Annotated in this window: 19 protein-coding genes and 1 pseudogene; 12 read left to right on the top strand and 8 right to left on the bottom strand. The window is 69.7% G+C overall.

Features of this window, described 5'->3' with window-relative positions; genetic code table 11:
• Positions 1 to 5: 5 nt before the first annotated feature.
• From ACQPY0_RS43835 to ACQPY0_RS43825, 3 genes are all read left to right on the top strand, one after another.
• Positions 6 to 557, top strand: coding sequence for a 3-isopropylmalate dehydratase (locus ACQPY0_RS43835; protein ID WP_432974771.1), 552 nt, complete (start codon positions 6 to 8; stop codon positions 555 to 557).
• Complete coding sequence (locus ACQPY0_RS43830) at positions 554 to 1,399, top strand: ATP-binding cassette domain-containing protein (RefSeq protein WP_432974769.1); 846 nt, start codon at positions 554 to 556, stop codon at positions 1,397 to 1,399. Before ACQPY0_RS43835 ends, ACQPY0_RS43830 begins: the two co-directional genes overlap by 4 nt.
• Positions 1,400 to 1,547: 148 nt before the next feature.
• A complete protein-coding gene (locus ACQPY0_RS43825) occupies positions 1,548 to 2,069 on the top strand; it encodes an RraA family protein (protein WP_432974767.1) in 522 nt (173 codons plus the stop codon).
• A gap of 59 nt (positions 2,070 to 2,128) precedes the next feature.
• On the opposite strand, the gene ACQPY0_RS43820 is transcribed toward ACQPY0_RS43825, so the two are convergent.
• Positions 2,129 to 3,115 (bottom strand): alpha-ketoacid dehydrogenase subunit beta, encoded by a 987-nt coding sequence (locus ACQPY0_RS43820; protein WP_432974765.1) that lies wholly within the window; start codon positions 3,113 to 3,115, stop codon positions 2,129 to 2,131.
• Positions 3,108 to 4,190 carry a thiamine pyrophosphate-dependent dehydrogenase E1 component subunit alpha gene (locus tag ACQPY0_RS43815; RefSeq protein WP_432974763.1) on the bottom strand — a complete coding sequence of 361 codons (1,083 nt, stop codon included), beginning with the start codon at positions 4,188 to 4,190 and terminating at the stop codon, positions 3,108 to 3,110. The genes ACQPY0_RS43820 and ACQPY0_RS43815 overlap by 8 nt, the downstream gene beginning before the upstream one ends.
• A gap of 189 nt (positions 4,191 to 4,379) precedes the next feature.
• On the opposite strand from ACQPY0_RS43815, the gene ACQPY0_RS43810 reads away from it, so the two are divergent.
• The gene (locus tag ACQPY0_RS43810; protein WP_432974761.1) at positions 4,380 to 5,213 is read left to right on the top strand and encodes an IclR family transcriptional regulator; all 834 of its coding nucleotides are present in this window, start codon (positions 4,380 to 4,382) and stop codon (positions 5,211 to 5,213) included.
• 64 nt (positions 5,214 to 5,277) lie between these two features.
• On the opposite strand, the gene ACQPY0_RS43805 is transcribed toward ACQPY0_RS43810, so the two are convergent.
• From ACQPY0_RS43805 to ACQPY0_RS43790, 4 genes are all read right to left on the bottom strand, one after another.
• On the bottom strand, positions 5,278 to 5,928 hold the full coding sequence (locus ACQPY0_RS43805; RefSeq protein ID WP_432974759.1) for a FadR/GntR family transcriptional regulator: 651 nt from the start codon (positions 5,926 to 5,928) through the stop codon (positions 5,278 to 5,280).
• 148 nt (positions 5,929 to 6,076) lie between these two features.
• Positions 6,077 to 7,648, bottom strand: coding sequence for a sugar ABC transporter ATP-binding protein (locus ACQPY0_RS43800; protein WP_432974757.1), 1,572 nt, complete (start codon positions 7,646 to 7,648; stop codon positions 6,077 to 6,079).
• Positions 7,649 to 7,650: 2 nt separating this feature from the next.
• On the bottom strand, positions 7,651 to 8,775 hold the full coding sequence (locus ACQPY0_RS43795; RefSeq protein ID WP_432974755.1) for a sugar ABC transporter substrate-binding protein: 1,125 nt from the start codon (positions 8,773 to 8,775) through the stop codon (positions 7,651 to 7,653).
• Positions 8,776 to 8,897: 122 nt separating this feature from the next.
• On the bottom strand, positions 8,898 to 9,728 hold the full coding sequence (locus ACQPY0_RS43790) for an FAD binding domain-containing protein (RefSeq protein ID WP_432974753.1): 831 nt from the start codon (positions 9,726 to 9,728) through the stop codon (positions 8,898 to 8,900).
• 201 nt (positions 9,729 to 9,929) lie between these two features.
• Between ACQPY0_RS43790 and ACQPY0_RS43785 the strand changes: the two genes are divergently transcribed.
• The 8 genes from ACQPY0_RS43785 to ACQPY0_RS43750 all read left to right on the top strand — a co-directional run bounded on the left by ACQPY0_RS43785 (position 9,930) and on the right by ACQPY0_RS43750 (position 18,859).
• Positions 9,930 to 10,955, top strand: coding sequence for an ABC transporter permease (locus tag ACQPY0_RS43785; RefSeq protein WP_432974751.1), 1,026 nt, complete (start codon positions 9,930 to 9,932; stop codon positions 10,953 to 10,955).
• On the top strand, positions 10,952 to 12,367 hold the full coding sequence (hydA, locus tag ACQPY0_RS43780; protein WP_432974749.1) for a dihydropyrimidinase: 1,416 nt from the start codon (positions 10,952 to 10,954) through the stop codon (positions 12,365 to 12,367). Before ACQPY0_RS43785 ends, hydA begins: the two co-directional genes overlap by 4 nt.
• A 7-nt stretch (positions 12,368 to 12,374) precedes the next feature.
• Positions 12,375 to 13,238, top strand: a complete 864-nt coding sequence (locus ACQPY0_RS43775; RefSeq protein WP_432974747.1) for a carbon-nitrogen hydrolase family protein — start codon at positions 12,375 to 12,377, stop codon at positions 13,236 to 13,238.
• 46 nt (positions 13,239 to 13,284) lie between these two features.
• On the top strand, positions 13,285 to 14,976 hold the full coding sequence (locus tag ACQPY0_RS43770; RefSeq protein WP_432974745.1) for a thiamine pyrophosphate-binding protein: 1,692 nt from the start codon (positions 13,285 to 13,287) through the stop codon (positions 14,974 to 14,976).
• 22 nt (positions 14,977 to 14,998) lie between these two features.
• Positions 14,999 to 15,487 carry a (2Fe-2S)-binding protein gene (locus tag ACQPY0_RS43765; RefSeq protein ID WP_432974743.1) on the top strand — a complete coding sequence of 163 codons (489 nt, stop codon included), beginning with the start codon at positions 14,999 to 15,001 and terminating at the stop codon, positions 15,485 to 15,487.
• Positions 15,477 to 17,825 (top strand): molybdopterin cofactor-binding domain-containing protein, encoded by a 2,349-nt coding sequence (locus ACQPY0_RS43760; RefSeq protein ID WP_432974740.1) that lies wholly within the window; start codon positions 15,477 to 15,479, stop codon positions 17,823 to 17,825. The genes ACQPY0_RS43765 and ACQPY0_RS43760 overlap by 11 nt, the downstream gene beginning before the upstream one ends.
• A 35-nt stretch (positions 17,826 to 17,860) precedes the next feature.
• The gene (locus ACQPY0_RS43755; protein WP_432974738.1) at positions 17,861 to 18,577 is read left to right on the top strand and encodes a CoxG family protein; all 717 of its coding nucleotides are present in this window, start codon (positions 17,861 to 17,863) and stop codon (positions 18,575 to 18,577) included.
• Positions 18,578 to 18,766: 189 nt separating this feature from the next.
• Positions 18,767 to 18,859, top strand: a complete 93-nt coding sequence (locus tag ACQPY0_RS43750) for a hypothetical protein (RefSeq protein WP_432974736.1) — start codon at positions 18,767 to 18,769, stop codon at positions 18,857 to 18,859.
• A gap of 252 nt (positions 18,860 to 19,111) precedes the next feature.
• Here the strand turns inward: ACQPY0_RS43750 and ACQPY0_RS43745 are convergent.
• Positions 19,112 to 19,314 (bottom strand): annotated as a pseudogene (locus ACQPY0_RS43745) (IS5/IS1182 family transposase); the annotation flags it as partial.
• Entirely contained in the window at positions 19,311 to 20,006 is a 696-nt protein-coding gene (locus tag ACQPY0_RS43740; RefSeq protein ID WP_432974734.1) for a TetR/AcrR family transcriptional regulator, read from the bottom strand. The gene ACQPY0_RS43740 and the pseudogene ACQPY0_RS43745, both read right to left, overlap by 4 nt.
• Positions 20,007 to 20,232: the final 226 nt, after the last annotated feature.

Below are 20,232 nucleotides of genomic sequence, written 5' to 3'. Positions count from 1 at the left end.
GCCCGGTGCGGTTCCGCGGCCGAGCCTGGTGCTTCGGCGACCACATGAACACCGACCTGATGCTGCCCAACACCGCCTACCGGGTGCCCGCGGCGCAACGGCCGGGGCTGGTCTTCAGCGCCAACCGGCCCGGCTGGGCACAACAGGTCGAACCCGGCGATCTGATCGTCGCCGGGCGCAACTTCGGCTGCGGATCAGGCCGTCCGGTCTCGACGATCCTGGTCGAGCTCGGCATAGCCGGCGTCGTCGCCGAATCGGTCAACGGCCTGTTCTTCCGCAGCGCGGTGAACGCGGGGCTGCCGATACTGGAGTGTCCGGGCATCGCGTCGGCCGTCGCCGAGCTCGACGAGGTCAGCGCCGACCTGGCCTCCGGCGAGGTGATCAACTGCCGCGACGGCAACAGGCTGGCGGGCCGGGCGGTACCGCCGGAGCTCCTCGAGATCGTCTCGGCGGGCGGGGTCCTCCCGCGGCTGGCCAGGGACGGCTACATCGTCTTGCCGGAGAGCGGTCCGGCGTCGCGCCGGCCCGCCCCGGCGCGGAAGGGTGAGAACGGTTGAGCACAGCGGTGGACGAGTCCTGTCTGGTCGTGGTCGAGGACCTCGTGGTCGAGTTTCCCCAGCGCGGCGGCGGCAGCACCCGTTCGGTCGACGGGGTGTCCCTGCGGGTGCGGGAGGGCGAGTCCTTCGGCCTCGTCGGCGAGTCGGGGTCAGGCAAGACCACGACCGCCCGGGCCATCCTGCGGCTCTGCGACCCGGCGCGGGGCACGATCCGCTTCGACGGCCGCGACATCACCCGGCTGCGCCGGCGGGAGCTGCGCGCCCTGCGCCGCGAGATGCAGCTGGTGTACCAGGATCCGCAGGCGTCCCTCGACCCCCGGATGACGGTGCGTCAGCTGGTCGAGGAGGCGCTGTTGATCCACGACCGGCGGCTGGACCGGGCCGGACGCCTGACGCGGGTACGCGAGCTGCTCGCCCAGGTCGGACTCGGCGACGACCAGCTGGGCGCCAAGCCGGGCTCCCTGTCCGGCGGCCAGCTGCAACGGGTCGCGATCGCCCGTGCGCTGGCTCCCCGCCCCCGGCTGCTGGTCTGCGACGAGGTGGTCTCCGCGCTGGACGTCTCCGTCCAGGCGCAGATCCTGAACCTGTTGAAGGACCTGCAGCAGCGACTGGGCCTCACGCTCATCTTCATCTCGCACGACCTCGGCGTGATCAGCTATCTCTGCGACCGGGTGGCCGTGATGCTGAACGGGAGGATCGTCGAGCTCGGTCCGACGCCCGAGATCATCGGCCACGCGACGCAGGAGTACACCCGTGAGCTGATCCTGTCCTGTCCGGACCCGGATCCCCGGGCCGGGCGCGAGGCACGCAGGGTCCGCCTGCTGAGCGCGCCAACCGCCTGACGGCCGCCGCGGCATGGCGGCTGCCCCAACCGTGATCACCAGACGGGAGTAGCGACAAGAGATGGACGACGGACGCCAATCGCATGACATCGGCCGGCGCCGGCACCCTCGGGTGGACGGCCCTGGCCAGGAGATCGTCACAGGGCTCATGGCCTTTTCCCCGACCGACCTGTCCGACGTCATGCAGGGCGCGTGCTCGATGGATGCCGGGATCGGCCCGGTCTACCGTCCGCTGCGACGCTTCGCCGGCCCGGCCGTGACCGTGGCGGTGCCGGCCGGCTCGGTGGAGGTCCGCCGGATCGCCATGGACCTGGCCCAGCCAGGCGACGTGCTGGTTGTTGCCGCCGGTGCGATCTCCGCCTTCGCGGTGCTCGGTGGCCGGCTCGCCGAACGGCTCAAGCGGCAGGGCCTGGCCGGCGTGGTGATCGACGGCCACGTCCGCGATGTCACCGAGATCGAGATGACCGGCCTGCCGGTGCTGTGCCGCGGCCAGAGCCTTCGCCGGCCACCGGCGACGGGGCCCGGAGAGGTCAACGTGGCGGTCGCGTGCGGCGGGATCGTGGTCAGCCCCGGGGATGTGATCGTGGCCGACGCTGACGGCGCGGTCGCCGTTCCGCGTGCCGCCGCGGCGGGTGTGCTCGCCGCCGCCCGGGAGTACGAGGCGGCCTGAGAGCGCGGGCCGCGAGCGAGCCGGCCGGGGCGGTCATGCCGTCCCGGCCGGCGAAGCACTCAGGCCAGGAGCATCTTCTCGGCCGCCTGGGTGATGCCCTGCGCGGACGGCAGCAGCGCGGCGAGCAGTGATGGTGCGGCCGGGATCCGCGCGTCCGGCATCGCCAGCCGCATTGGCGGCGCGGCGAACGCGGTGCCTGCCTCGACCGCCGTCGCGATGATCTCGGCGCCGAGGCCGGCGAAGCGATGGGCCTCGTGTACCACCAGCAGTCGCCTGGTACGGGCTACGCTGCGCAGGATCGCCTCGGTGTCCAGGGGGCGCAGCCAGCGCAGGTCGAGAACGCTCGCGCGGTGGCCGCGCGTACGCAGCTCATCGGCCGCTGCCACCGCCTGGTGCACCATCACCCCCCAGGAGACGATGGTGATGTCGTCGCCGTCGCGGAGCTGGCGAGACCGCCCGGGCTGCTGTGCCGGACCACCGGTGGTCACGTCGACCTTCTCGCGGTGATAGACGTTGCGGTTCTCGATCACCAGGCACGGGTCGTCCGTGTTGATCGCCGACCAGAGCAGGTCGTAGGCGTCCTGCGGTTCCGCGGGCATGCAGACCTGCAGCCCGGGTACGTGCGCGAAGAAGGCCTCGAGGCTCTGGGAGTGCTGGGCGCAGGCGCCGGGCATGGTGCCTTGCTGGGTCCGGATGGTGATCGGCGCGGTGAGTTCGCCGCGGGAGACGTATCGGACGTTGGCTGCCTGGTTCACGATCTGGTCGAGTGCCACCAGGGTGAAGTCCACCCACATGATCTCCGCGATCGGCCGGCGTCCCATCAGCGCCGCACCGACCGCGCCGCCGAGGATCGCCGACTCGGAGATCGGCGTGTCGAACACCCGGCTGCCGAATTCCTTGCGCAGTCCCTTGGTGACGCCGAAGACGCCGCCCGGCTCGGCGATGTCCTCTCCGAACAGGATGGTCTCCGGCAATTCCGCGAGAGCCCGGCGCAATGCGCTGTTCACGGCTTGTGCGTACGTCAGGCGCTCAACCAGCTCAGGCATACAAGTGCTCCAGTACGGTTGTAGGGTCGGCCAGCGGGGCGCGCTCTGCCTCAGCGGCTGCCTCTCGCACCTCGGCGTGCACCGCCCTCATCGCGATGTCGACCTCGGCGGGCGAGAGCGTGGATTCGCGGAGCAGCTGGCTGAGCTGGGCGATCGGCTCCGCCTCACGTGCCCTGTCGATCTCCTCCGCCGTGCGGTACTGCTGGGCGTCGCCGATGTAGTGGCCCACGATCCGCTGGGTCATCGCCTCGATGACCACCGGTCCGCCGCCCTTGCGGGCGTGGGCCGCGGCTTCGGCGACGGTGTCACGCACCGCGGCGACGTCGTTGCCGTCGATCCGGACGCCCGGTATCCCGTAGCTGGACGCCCGCTTGAAGAGCCGGTCGGACCTGACCATCGAGGCGATGGGCGTCAGCTCCGACCAGTGGTTGTTCTCGATGAGGAACAGGACCGGCAGGGTGTACACCGCCGCGAAGTTCATCGCCTCGTGTACGGAACCCTGGTTCATTGCGCCGTCACCGAAAGCGGTGAGTACGACGCGATTCGACCGATCGAAGGTGGCGGCCAGGGCGGCCCCCGCGGCGATCGGGGCACCCGCACCGACAATCGAGTTCTCCCCGTACATTCCATGCCGGGGACTGGACAGGTACGCCGAGCCTCCGCGGCCGCCATTGACCCCGGTTTCGCGGCCGAGGAGTTCACCGAAGAGATCGACCAGTGGTACGCCGCAAGCGATGGCCCAGCCGTGTCCCCGGTAGGTGCAGAAGACCGCGTCCCGGGGTAGATCGAGAGCTGTGCATGCGCCGACGTAAATCGCTTCCTGTCCACTGCACAGGTGTACCGAACCGGCCACCATGCCGTCGCTTTTCAAGCGCGTGACTTCGTCCTCGAAGTACCGAATCCGACACATGCTCTGCAAATAGGTCAGCAACGTACTGTCAGCTGTCACAGAAATGCCTCTCGCCTCGCTCACGGCCTCTGCCCGGCCGAGCCGCGCCGCTGCCGACCGGGGCTTGTGCCGTAGAGCTAACTGCTTGCCGAGCCCGGAAGCCAGGCCGCGGAACGTCGGCTTCAAGTATTTGAACTGGATTGCCGTTGTGTTACGGTCGGCGACACCGGGGCTGGTCAGGCGCCATGACGGCGGCCATGGTGGGTGACCTCCCGGGCATCGGTGTGAAGTAGTCGCTCACCCGGCGGTCCGCGCTGTCAGCGACGGCGGTCCGACGGTTCCGAGCGCTACTTTGCTGAGGCGAGGAGGTGGGCTATGTCGTTGACCGAACGGGTTGCACCGGATCACTGGTCCCTGTCTTCACTCAATTGTCCAGAGCCGGGCGACACCACCGTATTGACTACGCTCATCCGGGGGCTGCGGGTCCTCGAACTGATTGCCGGCGGCGCGGGAAAAGCCACCGCGAAAAGCGTTCAGGCAGATCTCGGATTGAAGCAGGCAACCGTGTATCATCTGTTACGAACGCTACGTTCGTCGGGTCATATCGTCCGGCTGAAGGGCGGTTTCTACGACGTTGGACCGGGCAGCCTGACGCTTGGCCGATCCTTGGCGGTACGCACGACGGCGCCGACCGAGATAATGATGCTGCTCGCCCGCCTGCACAACAAGACGCACGAGACCTGCTATCTTTCCGGTTGGCATCACGGGGCCATTGTTCTCCAACATTACTTGAGCACCCCGCACTCCATGGCGATCTCCCGGCTGGACGTCGGATACACCTACAACATGCACGCCCGAGCGTCCTGCCGTGCCGTGCTCGCGTTCCTTTCCGAGAACGACATCGAGCGGATGTTCGAGGGTGTCGCCCTGCAGCGACTCACCCCGAAGACGGTCGCCGACTACGACGCGCTCCTGGTCACCCTGGCCGCGATCCGGTCCAAGGGGTACGCGATAGAGCAAGAGGAGTTCCAGGAGGGCGCTTGCTGCATCGCGGCACCGTTCTTCGACCGGCATCTGTATCCGCGTGGCTCTTTCACCGTGTCCGTGCCGGTCGAGCGCTTCAACAGCGACGGGATCTCCGTGGTGCACGCGGTACGGGAGTCCGCCATCATGGCGACGAACCTGTTCACGCGCGGCATCTTGCAGTGACCGGGGCTGACGACGCCGACCGTCAGCACCGTCGCTGCGCCGGAGCCGTTCGTCTTGACACCCGTCAGTTCGGGCGAAACCGATCCTCGACCCGCGCCAGGTGCAGCAACATCGCCGCCTTCGCCCGTTCCGGGTCGCGCGCCCGGATGGCCGAGGCGATCGCCCGGTGCTCGGCCGCGGACAGCTCCCGGGACTCGGCGCTGACCGCGGTCACCGCGAGCACCTGGTACTCCAGGTCCCGGATGCCGCGGACCACGCTGAGCAGCAGGCGGTTGTTGGTGCGCCGCACGATCCATTCGTGGAATGCGATGTCGTGGTCGGGGAAGGTGTGCTGGTCCGAGGTGTCCATCGCGTCCAGCAGCCGGTCGAGTTCGGCGAAGCCGTCGTCCGGGTCATCCGGCAGGTGCATCGCCGCCACCGCGGCGGCCTGTGGTTCCAGGAAACGCCGCACCTCGAACAGGTCGATCTCCGAGCCGCGGACCAGGCGGAATGCGTAGCTCAGCGGCGCCAGCAGCAGTTCCGGGCTCAGGTCGGTCACGTAGGTGCCGGCGCCGCGCCGCGATTCGACGATGTTCACGGCTTCCAGGCTCCGCAGCGCCTCGCGCACCAGCGGCCGGGACACGCCCAGCCGCACCGCGAGTTCCCGCTCGGCCGGCAGCGCGTCTCCCGGCGAGAGCTCACCCTCGAGAATCAGGTTGACAACGTGCTCTCGCACATCGTGGGCCGGACCGGACACACTCTTCAAACTACCGGAGGAGCGACGCGGACCTCGGCCCGGGCCGGGCGCCGATGCCGGGCGCGGGCCGGCCGCCGACCGGTCCGGCCCGGCGTGATCGGCCGCGTTCATCAACTGCGGCACGGCGTCAGGCCGCCGAGCTCATCGAGGATGATGTCGTGGCGTGTCGCATGATCTCCTCCTCGGTCGTTCCACGATGAAGCTCGGCGACGATGGCGCCGCGCCGCAGGACCAGGACCCGGTCGCTCATGCCGCAGACCTCCTGGCCGTCCGAACTGACCAGCATGATGCCCACCCCGGATCGGCCCAGCTGACGCAGGATCGCGTAGATCTCCGCCCGCGCGCCGACATCCACGCCGGCGGTCGGCTCGATCAGGATGAGTACCCTCGGACGCGTGGCGACCGCCTTCGCGATGACCACCTTCTGCTGGTTGCCGCCGCTGAGGCCGCCCACCGGCGTGACCGGTTCTCGCGGCTGGATGCCGAAATCGCGGATCGCCGCCAGCGCCGCCTGGTGCACCTTGCGCCGTCTCAGCACAGGGGTGGCACCGCGGATCGAACCCCGGACAGCCGAACAGGCCGCGATGCTCAGCGCGAGGTTGCGCTCGATGCTCATGCCGGCCACCAGGGCATCGGCGCGGTCCGCCGGCACCAGGCCGATCCCGGCCCGGATCGCCGCGGCGGGCGAGGGGACGCAGACCTCTCTGCCGTCCACCGCGACCCGGCCGCCGGCGAGCGGGCGTACCCCGGCCAACGCCTCCGCGAGCTCCACCATGCCGGCGCCGACCAGGCCGGTCAGCCCCAGCACCTCGCCGGCGCGTACCTCCAGCGACAGCGCGGCGGCGGCGGCCTCGACCCGCACCTCCGAGACGGTGAGTACCGCGGTGTCGCTGGGGTGGGCCGGGGCCGGCGGATACATGGCCTCGACCGGACGGTCCAGCATGGCGGCGATCATGGAGTCCACGCCGAGGTCGGCCTTGCCCAGCCGCTCCACGACGGCGCCGTTGCGCAGCACGGTCGCGCGGTCGCACAGCATCGCGATCTCGTCCAGGCGGTGACTGACGTAGACCAGCCCCACACCGCGCCGGCGCATGCCGCGCAGCCGGTCGAACAAGGCGTCCCGGTCGGCCGCGGTCAACGAGGCGGTCGGCTCGTCGAGCATCAGAACCTTGGCGTCGGTGGCCAGCGCGCGGGCGATCTGCACGAGCTGAGCTTCGGGCACGGACAACTCGGAGACCGGCGTGGCCACATCGACGTCAAGCCCGACCACGGCCAGCGCCTCCGCCACGATGGGTTTCGCGCTGCGCCGGCTGAGCAACCCCCACCGGGTCGTGCGTTGGGCGGCCCGGGACCGGCCGAGCAGGAAGTTGTCCACAATGCTCATCCCCTGCACCAGCGGCAGATGCTGGTGGATGGCGTAGACGCCGAGTTCCTCCGCGTGCAACGGGTTGCGCAGGACGGTGGGCGCACCGTTGACCTCCAGGCGCCCGCCGTCCGGCGCGTGCACCCCGGTCAAGATCTTGATGAGGGTGGATTTGCCCGCGCCGTTCTCCCCGACGAGGGCGTGGATCTCACCGGGGTGGACGGTGAAGTCGACCGCACGCAGCGCCTCGACACCGAGGTACGCCTTGTGCGCCCCGATGACTTCGAGCAGTGGCCGGCTTGCCGGAGCTTCTTCGTCGCTCGCACGCTCCGCCATCCTCAGCACTTCCCCGCGATGGCGTCGGTGACCCGCTTGCGCAGGGCGTCATCCACGTCGAACGGCGAGCCGTTCACTGTCACGCTCTTCGCGCCCTGCTCGATCTCCTTCAGGTGCGCGGTGGTCAGCAGCGTGATCGGCGGCTCGATCTTGGGCGGGACCTGCTTGCCGTTCATCTGGTCCAGGGCCGCGTCGATGAACTTCGACCCGACCTGGTCCAGGAAGAGGATTCCGTCGGCGGCGAACGTCCCGTCGTAGGTGGCCTTCAGGCCGATGCAGGTGCCGTTGTAGCCGATCAGGGTCACCTTGCCCTCGAGCTTGCGGGCGCGCAGCGCGGCCAGGGCCCCGAAGGCCATCTCGTCGTTGTCGGCGAAGATGGCGTCGATGTTGGAGTTGGCGGTAAGGAGGTCCGTCGTCACGCGCAGGGCCTTGTCCCGTGCCCAGTCGGCGGGCTGCCGGGCAACCACCGTGGCATTCGGGGCGCTCTCCTTCAGGCCCTGCTCGAAGCCGTTCGCCCGCTCGATGCCCGGCGTGTCCGCCGGGGCCCCCTCAAGTACCAGGACCCGGCCGGATCCACCGAGCTTCTCGCCGAGCCACCGGCCGGCCACCTTTCCGCCGGCGGTCTCATCGCCGATGATCGATGTCACGACCAGGCCGTTGCCCTCGGTGCCCGGCACCTGCGACTGCAGGATGAACACCGGAATCTTCGCCTGCTTCGCCTGCTGGAGCATCGGCATGATCTGCTGCTTGTCCCACGGCTCGATACCGAGCGCGTCCACCTTCCGCGAGATCATCGTCTGGACCTTGCTGATCATGTCCTGCATGTTGCTGCTGTCCTGGGCCAGCAGCGTCACGTTGGCGTGTTTGCCGGCCTGAGCGGTGGCGGCGTCCGCGAGGTCCTTGATCGCCGGGTTGTCCCACGCCTGGGTCACCAACCCGATGGTGGTCTTACCAGTTTCGCTCGACGTTGCGGGCTGGGAGCACGCCGAGCTGAGAAGAAGAAGTGCCGCTCCCGCCAGAAGTAGCCTAGAACGCATGGTCAACTCCAATGAGAGGACGTACCGGGCCCGCCTGAGGGCGGTGGGAATGCGGTCGAGCGTGTCACCGCGCCGCAGGGGTGTCAACATTTTGGCCTGACCAATCGTGGCTGCGACGGCCCCAAGGGTCCCGTCGTGCGGCCGGGCGAGTGCAGGCTGCTGGAGGCCGCCGGGTGTACCCCGGTCGGCCGGACGTCGTTGGGTTCGACCTTCTAGTCGCGGGCCATGGTGATCGCCCGCCGCATCATCGTGCCCAGCATGCGCAGCTTCGTCCGGTCCGAGACCCCGGCCTGCGTCGCGTCGGCGGCCACCGCCTCGTGGAGGGTCCGGTCGTCGGCGTCGCCGCCGTCGGCCAGGATCGATTCCACCCGCGACGCGCGGAAGGGCCGGTCCGCCGCGCCGAATGCGACGACCCGTGGGTGGCCGCCGGGTGGCAGCAGGCACGCGGCGCCGGCCTCGGCGAAGTCGCCGTGCCGTTGCGCGAACTCACAGAAGCCCCACCGGGTGCCGGCGGGGGGAACGTCCAGGGTGAGCCGGACGAGAATCTCGTCCTCGTCCAGCGAGGTGGTCAGATATCCACAGAAGAAGTCCGCCGCCTCGATGGTGCGCGTCGCGCTGGTCGAGCGGACCTCGAAACGGGCGTCGGCCAGGAGCATCACGGCGGGCATCTCGGCCGACGGGTCCGCGTGCGCCACGCTACCGCCGACAGTGCCCCGGTTGCGGATCTGTTCGTGCCCGACCCAGGTCCCGGCGTGGGCGAGCAGTGGCCAGCTGTGCCGTATCTCGGGTGACGAGGTGACGGTCGCCGTGGTCACCATGGCGCCCAGGGACAGCTGTGCGTCGGTCAGCTCCACCGTGGTCAGTTCGGCCACGGCGCCGAGGTCGACCAGCGCCGGTGGTCGGACCAGCCGGAAGTTCATCATCGGAATGAGGCTCTGACCTCCGGCGATCAGCTTGCCGCCGTCCTCGGCGACCTGGCTGAGCAGGGTCACGGCCTCATCCAGCCCGGTCGGGGCGTAGTACTCCAACATCCCAGGCTTCACGGCGGCCTCCAGTGTCTGGACTGACCAGTTCTTCAGGGTCCGACAATAAAGCTGCAGCTCGACGGCTGCAACCCGGTCGCGGCAGACAGTTTTCGCCGGGAGTTGGTCAGTCCAATCCTCTTGACGGGCTCTGCTGACCTCTGCCACGCTTTCCGGCATTCCCCACTCGGTTTCGATTCCTTCGTATGCCAGGGAGGGCACGTGACGACTCAACAGGCGTCGATCCAGCCAGCGATCGCGCGTGCCCCGGCGGCACCGCCCGGCCGCGCCATGCGGATCCTGCGCCTCGCGCGATCCTCGGTCGGCGGGACGACCGCGGCGCTGGTGATCATCTGGATCGGTCTCGCGCTGGCGGCCCCGAACTTCGCCACCGTGTCGAACCTGCTGAACATCTTCCTCGCCGCCTCCACGCTGGCGATCATCGCGGGCGGGCTGACCCTGGCGCTCATCGCCGGGGAGATCGACCTGTCACTCGGGTCGGTGGAGGCGCTGGCCGGCTCGCTGGCCGCCGTCCTCATCGTCAGCTGGCACCTGCCGTGGCCGCTCGCCCTCGTAGTCGGCGTGCTGGCCGGTGCCGCCGTCGGCGGCGTCAACGCCTTCTTCGCCACCAGGATGGGCGTGCCGTCCTTTGTCGCGTCTCTGGCCATGCTCGGCGTGGCGGGGGGAGCGGCCTACCTGCTCACCCAGGGCACGTCCGTGTTCGGGCTGGGGCCGCAGTTCGGCGCTATCGGCCAGGGCACCGTGCTCGGCATCCCGGTCCCGGTCCTGATCGCCGTAACAGTCCTGGCGGTGCTCGCCGTGCTGCTGCACCGCACCACGTTCGGCCTGAACATCTACGCCGTCGGCGGGAACGCCGAGGCGGCCCGGTTGTCGGGCGTGAACGTGCGGCGGACCAAGGCCGCCGCGCTCGTGCTCAGCGGCGGCCTCGCCGGTGTCGCGGGCATCATCCTCGCCTCGCGGCTGGACGCCGGGTCCGGAACGGTCGGCAGTGCCGACCTGATGGCGGCGGTCGCCGCGGTCGTCATCGGCGGTACGTCCCTCAACGGTGGGGTCGGCAGCATCGCCGGCACCGTCGTCGGCGCCGTCCTGATCGCCAGCATCCAGAACGGGCTGGTGCTGTTGAACGTCACCGCCTTCTGGCAGCAGGTGGCGATCGGTTCGCTGATCCTCGTCGCCGCGCTGCTCGACCGTCTATCCAAGATCCGCACTAGGGGAGTCACCGCATGAGCGCCACCGAGCAGGCCGGGGCACAGACCCTGGACCTCATCATCCGTAACGGCATGGTCGTCAATGCGGAGTCGATGCAGCGATTGGACGTCGGAGTCAAGGACGGCGTTGTGGTGGCGCTGGGCCTCCTCGACGCGCCGGCCGCCCAGGTCGTCGACGCCTCCGGGTGCTTCGTCGTGCCGGGCGCGATCGACGTCCACACGCACTTTCACCATTGGGTCAGCTACGTCGGCTCGCACAATGCCGACGACTACGACACCGGCACCCAGGCGGCCGCCGCCGGCGGCATCACGACGGTCATCAACTACGCCTTTCAGGAGCAGGGCGAGTCGCTGCGGGCCGCCGTCGACCGCGACCTGGAGCTGGCCCAGGACCAGGCGAACATCGACTACGGCCTGCACGTGGTGGTGACCGACCAGGCCGACTCGGTGGTGAAGGAGTTCCCGAGTCTGTCGGCCGACGGGTTCACCAGCGTCAAGGTCTTCGGCGCCGTCACCGGGTTCCAGTTGCCGGACGCGGGCATCCTGCGGGTGCTGGAAGAGGCGGCCGCGAACAACATGCTGGTCAACGTGCACGCGGAGGACGGTGCCCTGATCGAGCACCTGACCGAGTCGTTCCGCACCCGCGGGGAGACCGGGGTCGAATACCTGCCGCGGGCCCGGCCCGCACAGGCCGAGGCGATCGCCACCCGGAAGATCGCGGAGTACGCGGCGCTGCTGCAGGCGCCGGTCTACTTCGTGCATCTGTCCACGGCGGCGGCGCTGGCCGCGGTCCGGGACGTCCGTAGCCGGTTCGACAAGGTCTTTGTGGAGACGCGGCCGGTCTACCTGTTCCTCGAGGAGAGCGTCTACGAGCGGCCCGGGTCCGAGGGCAACAAGTACGTGTGCCTGCCGCCGATCCGCTCGGCCGGCGACAGCGAGGCGCTCTGGGCCGGGCTCGCCCGCGGTGAGATCGACACCTACGCCACCGATCACGCCCCGTGGCGCGCCGCCCAGAAGCTCGCCGACGCGCCGTTCTGGAAAATCCCGGCCGGGGTGTCGAACCTGCAGACCAGCGTCCCGATGCTGTTCTCCGAAGGGGTTCGCACCGGGCGGCTGCACCCCTGCCGGTTCGTCGCGGTGACCGCGGCGAATCCGGCCCGGCTGTTCGGGATGTACCCGAAGAAGGGCGTGATTGCGGTCGGCTCCGACGCCGACATCGCCGTCATCGACCCGGGCGACGTGCGCCGGCTCACCGCCGCGCACATGCACTCCAAGGCCGACTACGACCCGTACGAGGGGTACGAGTGCCATGGCTGGCCGCGTTACGTGTATTCGCGCGGTCAGCTGGTCGCGGAGCGGGGCCGGGCCGTCAGCCGGCCCGGCCGTGGTCAGCTCATCCGGCGTGGCGCGAGCCTTCTCGACACGGTGTGAGCGCGGCATGGCACCCAGGCACACGCTGACGGCGGCTCAAGTGCCCGCCGGGGGACTGACCAGCGCGGCGGTGGACGGCCTCGAACTCGCGGCGGGCCGGCACGACCTGGTCGTGCTCCCCGAGCTGGCCAATCTTCCCTACTTCCCGGTCGCCCCGGATCTGGAGCAGTGGCTCGCCGGCGCACTGGCGGGTCAGGACGAGGAGAGCCTGTTCGCCCCGTACCGCCGCCTCGCCCGGCGCGCGGGCAGCTATGTCGTTGCCGGTCTGTGCCTGCCGGGGCCGACCCGCAGCCGCAACGCCGCGGTCGTCTTCGACCGTGCCGGCGAACTGGTTCCCGGCACCGGCGTGCTGTCCGGCGCCCAGCGGCGGGTCTACGACAAGACCCACCTCTGCGATGTCCGCCACTACGGCTCGGTGTTCCTGGAGAGCCGGTATTTCGAGCCGGGCCCGGAGCTGGTGGTGTGGGACCTGGACTTCGCCCGGATCGGCGTGCTCATCTGCTACGACCGGCACTTTCCGGAGGCGTGGTCGACGCTGCGGCGGGCCGGTGCCGACATCGTCGCGGTACCCACCGCCTCACCGGTGGGTACGGCGCCGACGTTCCTGCCCGAGATGCAGGCGATGTCATTGCAACAGTCGCTGTACACCGTCGTGGCGAACCGCGTCGGCGCGGAGTCGTTACCGCACGTCGGGGTGAGCGAGTACCTGGGGCGCTCGGCCGTGCTCGGCCCGGACGGCACTGTCCTCAGTGTGGCCGGCGGTGAGGCCTTCGACCTGGCCTGCGCGCCGTACGACGCGGCGAGCCTCGACTCCGTTCGCGGGGCGATGGGGTTCGCCCCGAGCCGGCGCCCCGACCTGTACCGGATCTGACGCGGCACAAGTGTCATTGAACGCAACGCTAGACACAGGAGCACACGTGAGACGAGTGGCTGACAGCATCGCCGAGACCCTGCGAGCGCAGGAAATCGAGATCTTCTTCATGCTGACCGGCGGCGATCCGGCGCTGTGGACGGCCCTCCAGCGCGAAGGCATCAGGATGATCCCGTGCCGCAGCGAGCAGGGCGCCGCCTACATGGCTGACGGCTACGCCAGGATGACCGGCCGGCCGACCTTCGTCTACGGCCAGCACGGCCCCGGCTCGGCCAACATCGCCTCGGCGCTGGCGGACGCGTATTGGGCGATGAGCCCGGTCGTCTCGCTCACCAGTTCGGTGCCGGCCGCGACCCGCGACCGGCACGAGTACCAGTCGCTGGACCAGCTCGCGATGCACCGGCCGGTGACCCACTGGGCCGGCGAGGCGCTGCGCGGCGAGCATGTACGGTCGATGCTGCTGCGGAGCATGCACGAGGCGGTCAGCGCGCCAGGACCGGCGCACCTGGACGTCCCGCGCGACGTGCTGGCCGCCCCGCTGGCGCCCGAGGTGGAGACGGGCGGTCCCACGGCGCGGCTGCGGGCTCCCCAGTACCGGATGGCACCGGCGCCGCAGCTGCTCGACACCGTGCTGGCTCGGCTGTCCGCTGCGCGGCGCCCCGTGATCATGGCCGGATCCGGCGCCCGGGCGTCGGGGGTCGACGAGGAGCTCCACCGGCTGGCGGAGGCCCTGCAGTCGCCGGTCGTCACATCCATCGGCGGCAAGGCGTCGATCAGCGAGGCACACCCGCTCGCGGTGGGTGTGGCCGGCCGATACGCGGCCGGTGTCGCCAACGCCGTGGTCAGCGAGGCGGATGTCGTACTCGTGCTGGGCAGCCGGCTGGGCAGCGTGACCAGCGACTCGTTCGCACTGTTCTCATCAGCCGACCTGATCCGGGTCGACACCCGCTCGGACGCGTTGGACCCGTCGGCGGCCATCAATGTACGCGCCGACGTGAAACTCACCGTGCGGGCCCTGCTCGACGCGATCGCTGCCGGTGGCGAGGCCGTGCTCGGCGCGCGCGACGCCTCGTGGGTGGCGTCGGTGACCCAGCGGGTCGCCGGCTGGCGCGACAGCGCGCTGAAGGTCCCCGGCGCCGGCGGCGACGCGGAATGCATGCACCCGAGGGAGGTCGTGTCCGCGGTGTCCGACGCGCTGTCGCCCAGCGACGTCGTGGTGGCGGACACCGGCTACATGGCCGCCTGGGCCGGGGTGCTCTACCAGGCCCGGCAGGCGGGCAACACGTTCCTGCGGGCCGCCGGCTCGCTCGGTTGGGCGATACCGGGGGCGTTCGGCGCCCAGCTCGCCGTCCCCGATCGGCGCGTGGTGTGCATCACCGGCGACGGCGGCGCCGGCTACAACCTGGCGGAGCTGGAGACGGCGGTGCGGGTGGGCATCCCCGCCACGATCGTCGTGGTGAACAACGGCACCCTGGCCTTCGAGTACCACCTCCAGAAGTACGTGGAGAAGAACGTGATCGATGAGATCAACGACTTCTCGGATGTGGACTACGGCGCGGTCGCCCGGTCGCTGGGCGCCGAGGGGGTCCTGGTGCGCTCACGAAGTGAGCTGGGCGACGCGCTGGCGGCGGCGCTGCGCAGCGACGCTCCTACCCTGATCGACGCCCGTGTCGATCGCGAGGCGATCGCCCCGGTCACCTCGTACGCCAGCCAGGGCATGGACCCGTCCGCAGTCTGAGCCGAACCCTTGGAGGCCGCCAATGCCCTACGTCCGGACCACGGTGAACGGACAGTCGGTCGAGCGCGAGGTGCAGGCCCGCGTGCTGCTGTCCGACTTCCTGCGCCACGAGCTGAACCTGACCGGCACGCACGTCGGCTGTGAGCACGGTGTGTGCGGCGCGTGCACCGTGCTCGTTGACGACAAGCCCGTGCGCGCCTGCCTGATGCTCGCGGTACAGGCGAGCGGCAAGTCGGTGCGGACCGTGGAGTCCCTGGCCCGGCCCGGGGAACCGCTGTCACCGGTGCAGGCGGCGTTCAAGCGGCACCACGCCTTGCAGTGCGGGTTCTGCACCCCGGGAATCCTGATGTCGCTCACCGCCCTGCTCGAACAGCGGGACGCGTGTGTGAAGGAGCGGGCGGTCGACGCGCTGCGGGGTCACCTGTGCCGGTGTACCGGCTACCGCAACATCATGGCCGCGGTCGAGGAGATCTGCGCGGAGCCGGAGGAGGCTGGGCACGGTGCCGGCTAGTTTCGGGCGGCGGATGCCGCGGCTGGAGGACGAGCGGCTGCTGCGCGGCGACGGGATGTACCTCGACGACATCCACCTGTCCGGCGCGTTGCACGCGCACTTCGTGCGCAGCCTGTACGCCAACGCGCGGATCACCGCCATCGACGTCGAGGCGGCCCGGCAGCTGCCCGGCGTGCACCTGGTGCTGACCGGTGACGACCTCGGTGATCTCAACGGACCGCTGCCGTTGCTCGCGCCACACCCCGACCTGCGCGCCCCCCGGACGCAGCGGCCACTCGCGCTGGACCGGGTCCGCTATGTCGGCGAGGCGATCGTCATGATCGTCGCCGACGACCGCTACCTCGCCGAGGATGCGGCGGACCTGGTCCAGATCGAGTACGAGCCGCTGCCCGCCGTCGTGGAGTTCGCCGACGCCGGGTCTGATGGCCGGCTGGTGCACGACGACATCCCGGACAATGTGGCGGCGGTCGTGTCACAGGTGAGGGGCGACCCGGATGGGGCGATCCGGTCCGCGCCGCACACCGTCGAACTCAGCCTCGATATCGAACGCAGCTGCGGGAGTCCCCTCGAGGGCCGCGGTGTGCTCGCCGACTGGGACCCGCGGCGTGGCAAGCTCACCGTGTTCGACTCGACCCAGTCGCCGGTCGCCATCCGCCAGGGACTCAGCCGGATGCTGGATCTGCCCCTGGACCAGCTGGAGGTCTCGGCGCCGGACGTCGGCGGCGGCTTCGGCACCAAGATCATGCTGTTCTATCCGGAGGAGGTGCTCGTCCCGTACGCCGCACGCCGGATCGCCCGGCCGGTGAAGTGGACCGAGGACCGCTGGGAGCACTTCATCAGCGCGAACCAGGAGCGCGGGCAGCACCATCAGGCGGTCGTCGCATTCGACGACGACGGCCGGATCCTGGCGGTGAGCACCGACTTCACGCACGACACCGGTGCCTATATCCCCTACGGCATCGCCGTGCCCGCCGTCACCGGCACGCATCTGCCCGGCCAGTACGACATCAAACACTACCGCTACACCGGGCGGGTGTTGTACACGAACAAGCCGCCGGTGAGCCCGTACCGGGGTGCGGGCCGGCCGCAGGGCGTCTTCGTCATGGAGCGGCTGATCACCGCGGTCGCGCGGCAGTTGGGCATGGAGCCGTGGCGAGTGCGCCGCGCCAACCTCATCGCCTCCGACGCCTTCCCCTACGACACCGGGCTCTCCCTGCACGACGGCAGCCGCGCGGTCTACGACAGCGGCAGCTACCCGGAAGGCCTCGACCGGATGCTCACACATCTGGATGTGGAGGCGTTCCGCACCCGGCAGCGGGCGGCCCGAGCCGAAGGCCGCCACCTCGGCCTCGGCATGGCGACCTACGTCGAGGGCACCGGTGTCGGACCGTACGAGGGATGCGCCGCGACGCTGAACGGCAGCGGGCGGATCGTCCTCGAGGTGTCCGTTCCCTCGCAGGGACAGGGCCACGCCACCACCTTCGCGCAGATCGCCGCGGACATGCTCGGCTGCGCCGTGGAGCAGGTCCAGATCAGCACACCGGCGGGCGGCCCGGCGGCGGTGGGCCACGGCACCTTCGGCAGCCGGGCGGCGGTGATGAGCGGCAACGCGGTCGCCAGCGCCTGCCGGACGCTGCGCGCCAGAATCCTTCAGGCCGCGTCCGTGCTGCTCGAATGCTCACCCAATGACCTGGAGACCCGCGAGGGTCATGTCCTCGTCCGCGGTGACGACCGCTCGCGGATCAGCTTCGCCACCGTTGCGAGCAGCGCCAACCCCATCCGGTACCCGGGGTCGGGTGCTGCGGTCCCGTGGGTCCCGGATGAGCCGGGGCTGGAACCACCGGTGTCGCTGTCCGCCACCGAGTACTTCCGCAGCAGCCAGTGGGTGTTCGGCAGCGGCGCGCACGGCGTCATCGTGGAGGTGGACACCGGGACCGGCCGGGTCCGCATCGACCGGTACGTGGTCGTGCACGACTGTGGGCGGGCCATCAACCCGCTGATCGTTGACGGCCAGGTCATCGGCGGTCTGATGCAGGGCATCGGTGGAGCGTTGCTGGAGCGGTTGACCTTTGACGACCACGGCCAGCCCACCACCACGAGCTTTCTGAACTTCCACCTGCCCACCATCGACGACCTGCCCCCACTCGTGCTCGACCATCTCGAGACGCCCTCACCGTGGAATCCCCTCGGCATCAAGGGCACCGGAGAGGCCGGCATCATTCCCGTCGCCGCGGCCATCGCCGAGGCGATCGAAGACGCCCTGTCCCCATTCGGGTACTCCGTCACGTCGATGCCGCTCTTCCCGGCCGAGATCCTCGCCGCCATCGAGCCGGGCTGAACCCGAACACCACCGAATCCGAGGAGGACTGGTACGTGGAACTCGAGCACAGCTTCGACATAGCGGCGGAGCCGGACGTGGTCTTCGGCTACCTGCTGGACGTGAACCGAGTGGCGGCCTGCGTGCCGGGCGTGACCATTCAGGAAGCGCTGGGGGAGGACACCTTCCGCGGCAGCCTGAAGGTCAAGGTGGGGCCCGTAACCGTCCGGTATGGCGGCGTCGGCCGAATCGTGTCCACCGACGCGGTCGCGAGGGTAGCGACAATCGAGGCGGAGGGCGAGGAGACCGGCAGCGCCGGCTCGGTACGGGCGAGCGCCACGATGTCGGTGACGCCGACGGCCGTGGGATCGCACGTTACCGTGCGTACCGACCTGGCGATCGCGGGCCGTGTCGCCACCATGGGCAAGGGCGTGATCGAACAGGTCGGCAACCGAATGGTGGCCCAGACCGCACAGCGGATCGAGCAGGCGATCCTGGAGTCGGCGGACCGGGCCGCGTCGGCTGCCGATCCGGCACCGGCCGGGCACCCTGAGCCGAGTCCCGCGGCGGCCGGCAGCACCAGCACTCCCAGCGCCCTCACCGGTGGTGCCGTGGTTTCCCACCAGGATTCCACTGTGGACGATGCGTCGGCGCTGCGCCTGCTGCCGCTGCTGAGGTCCGTGACGGCCGCATGGTTCCGCCGGATCGCGCGCCGGATCTTCCGGCTCCGCAGGGACCCGATCAGCCGCACCACCGCGGGCGAGCAGCGATGACGCGCATCACGCACTGAATCGACGGACGACCGCGGGCCGGTACCGGCGGGGCGATGTGTTCGATCCCGCCACGGGCCAGGTGACCGGGCAGGTGGAATTCGCCTCGCCGGCCGATGTCGACGAGGCGGTCGCGGCCGCGGCGAATGCCTTCCGGCCTGGCGCGAGACGTCACTGACCCATCGTGCCCAAGTGCTGTTCACCTTCCGGGAACTGCTCAACGCGGGCAAGGAGGAACTCGCCGCGATCATCACCGCCCAGCACGGCAAGGTCCTGTCCGGATGAGGTGTGGCTGGCCGGTGTCATGCCGCCGGAGTGGGCCGAGCGCTACGGCCGGGCGGTGCGACGCGAGCGGCAGCCGACCGGTGCGGGCTGTGCGGCAGTACGTCGAACAGCCCGGTGCGGACGGCATTGCCTTGCTGCAGGCCGTCTCCGTGAGCCACGGCACCATCGCGCCCGCAGTGAGATCACTGCCGTAGGCGGCGTCCAGTGCCAGCTCATGAGGCTGCTCGCCCAGGCCGGCTTCGGTCACGACCGCAGCCGTCGCCGGATTGTGCGGTTCGAGCATGTCGTGGAGGCCACGCGTTCGTAGCCGCAGCCGTGGACCTGGGCACGATGACGTGCTCGAACACGATCCGGCGCCGGTGGCAGCCCAGCGGATGGGTCGAGTCGAACTCGGGTCGCGCTGGCTGCAGCGCGTCGAACTGGAGCCGGATCGGTAGACACGGGACTCCGTTCAAGATCCGGACACCGTTCCTGGCGCTGGTTGTTCCCACGGTGACGGTCTTCCGCCCTCGACCAGCGATATCGCGTGCAGCGCTCCCTTGAAGGCGGTGATGAGGTGGGCGCATATTTCGGGCTTACTCATGCCCAGCGTGTTGAGCAGGTCCAGCACCTCGCGCGGGTCGAACAGGATGTTCCAGAGTTGCAGCGCTCGGTCACCGACAGGCGGTAGCTGCCATGACGCGAGAAGCTCCTCGATCGGACGTTTCAGTGCCTGGTCCATGAGGACGACGTAGTCGACGTCGGCGTGCAGCCGTTCCAGGTATCCACGAGAGGACCGGATCTGAACCATCGCGCGGCCGTTTTGCAGGACGAGATCGATCCAGCGCTGTGCCACATCCTCGAAGAGGTCGGGTCCTGTCCTGGTGGAGGCCTGCGAGTATGCGTTGAGCTGGCCGACGATGCTTTCGAAATATGCACCCAGCAGCTCTTCAAGGGATGAGAAATGCCGGTATGCGGTCGCCTGCCCGAGACCGGCGTGCTGTGCGAGTGACCGTAGCGTAACCGGCCGCGTAGAGGTGGGCATGACCAGCCCGACGGTCTCGATGAGCCGGTCGCGGCTCCTCTGAAAGTCTGCGCGTTTCTTCGTTTCAGGCATAGGCGGCTGTTGAGCAAACCCGCGCTTGCGGGTGTCGTCTACCTCAGGCATGGGTTTGATCCCTGTTTTGATGGAATGTGCCCGGCTGTCATCAGGTGGCGCATTCGAGTACTGCGGCCCACCCGAGGTGCGGGACTCCCGTGCGGCAGCCCGTGCATCCTCGTTTCCTGTTCTGGCCGTGCCACTTCCTTGCGCTGTCTGCAGTGTAGCCGACCTGCATTAAACGAGGAAGGTGCCTCAATTATCTGCGTGCTTTGAGGTCGCCGGCCGGGGTGCC

Origin of the sequence: Dactylosporangium sp. CA-233914 (genome assembly GCF_050942935.1) — a bacterium.
GTDB lineage: Bacteria > Actinomycetota > Actinomycetes > Mycobacteriales > Micromonosporaceae > Dactylosporangium.
The sequence above is the reverse complement of the archived record's forward strand: the minus strand, read 5'-3'. Positions and strand labels throughout refer to the sequence as shown.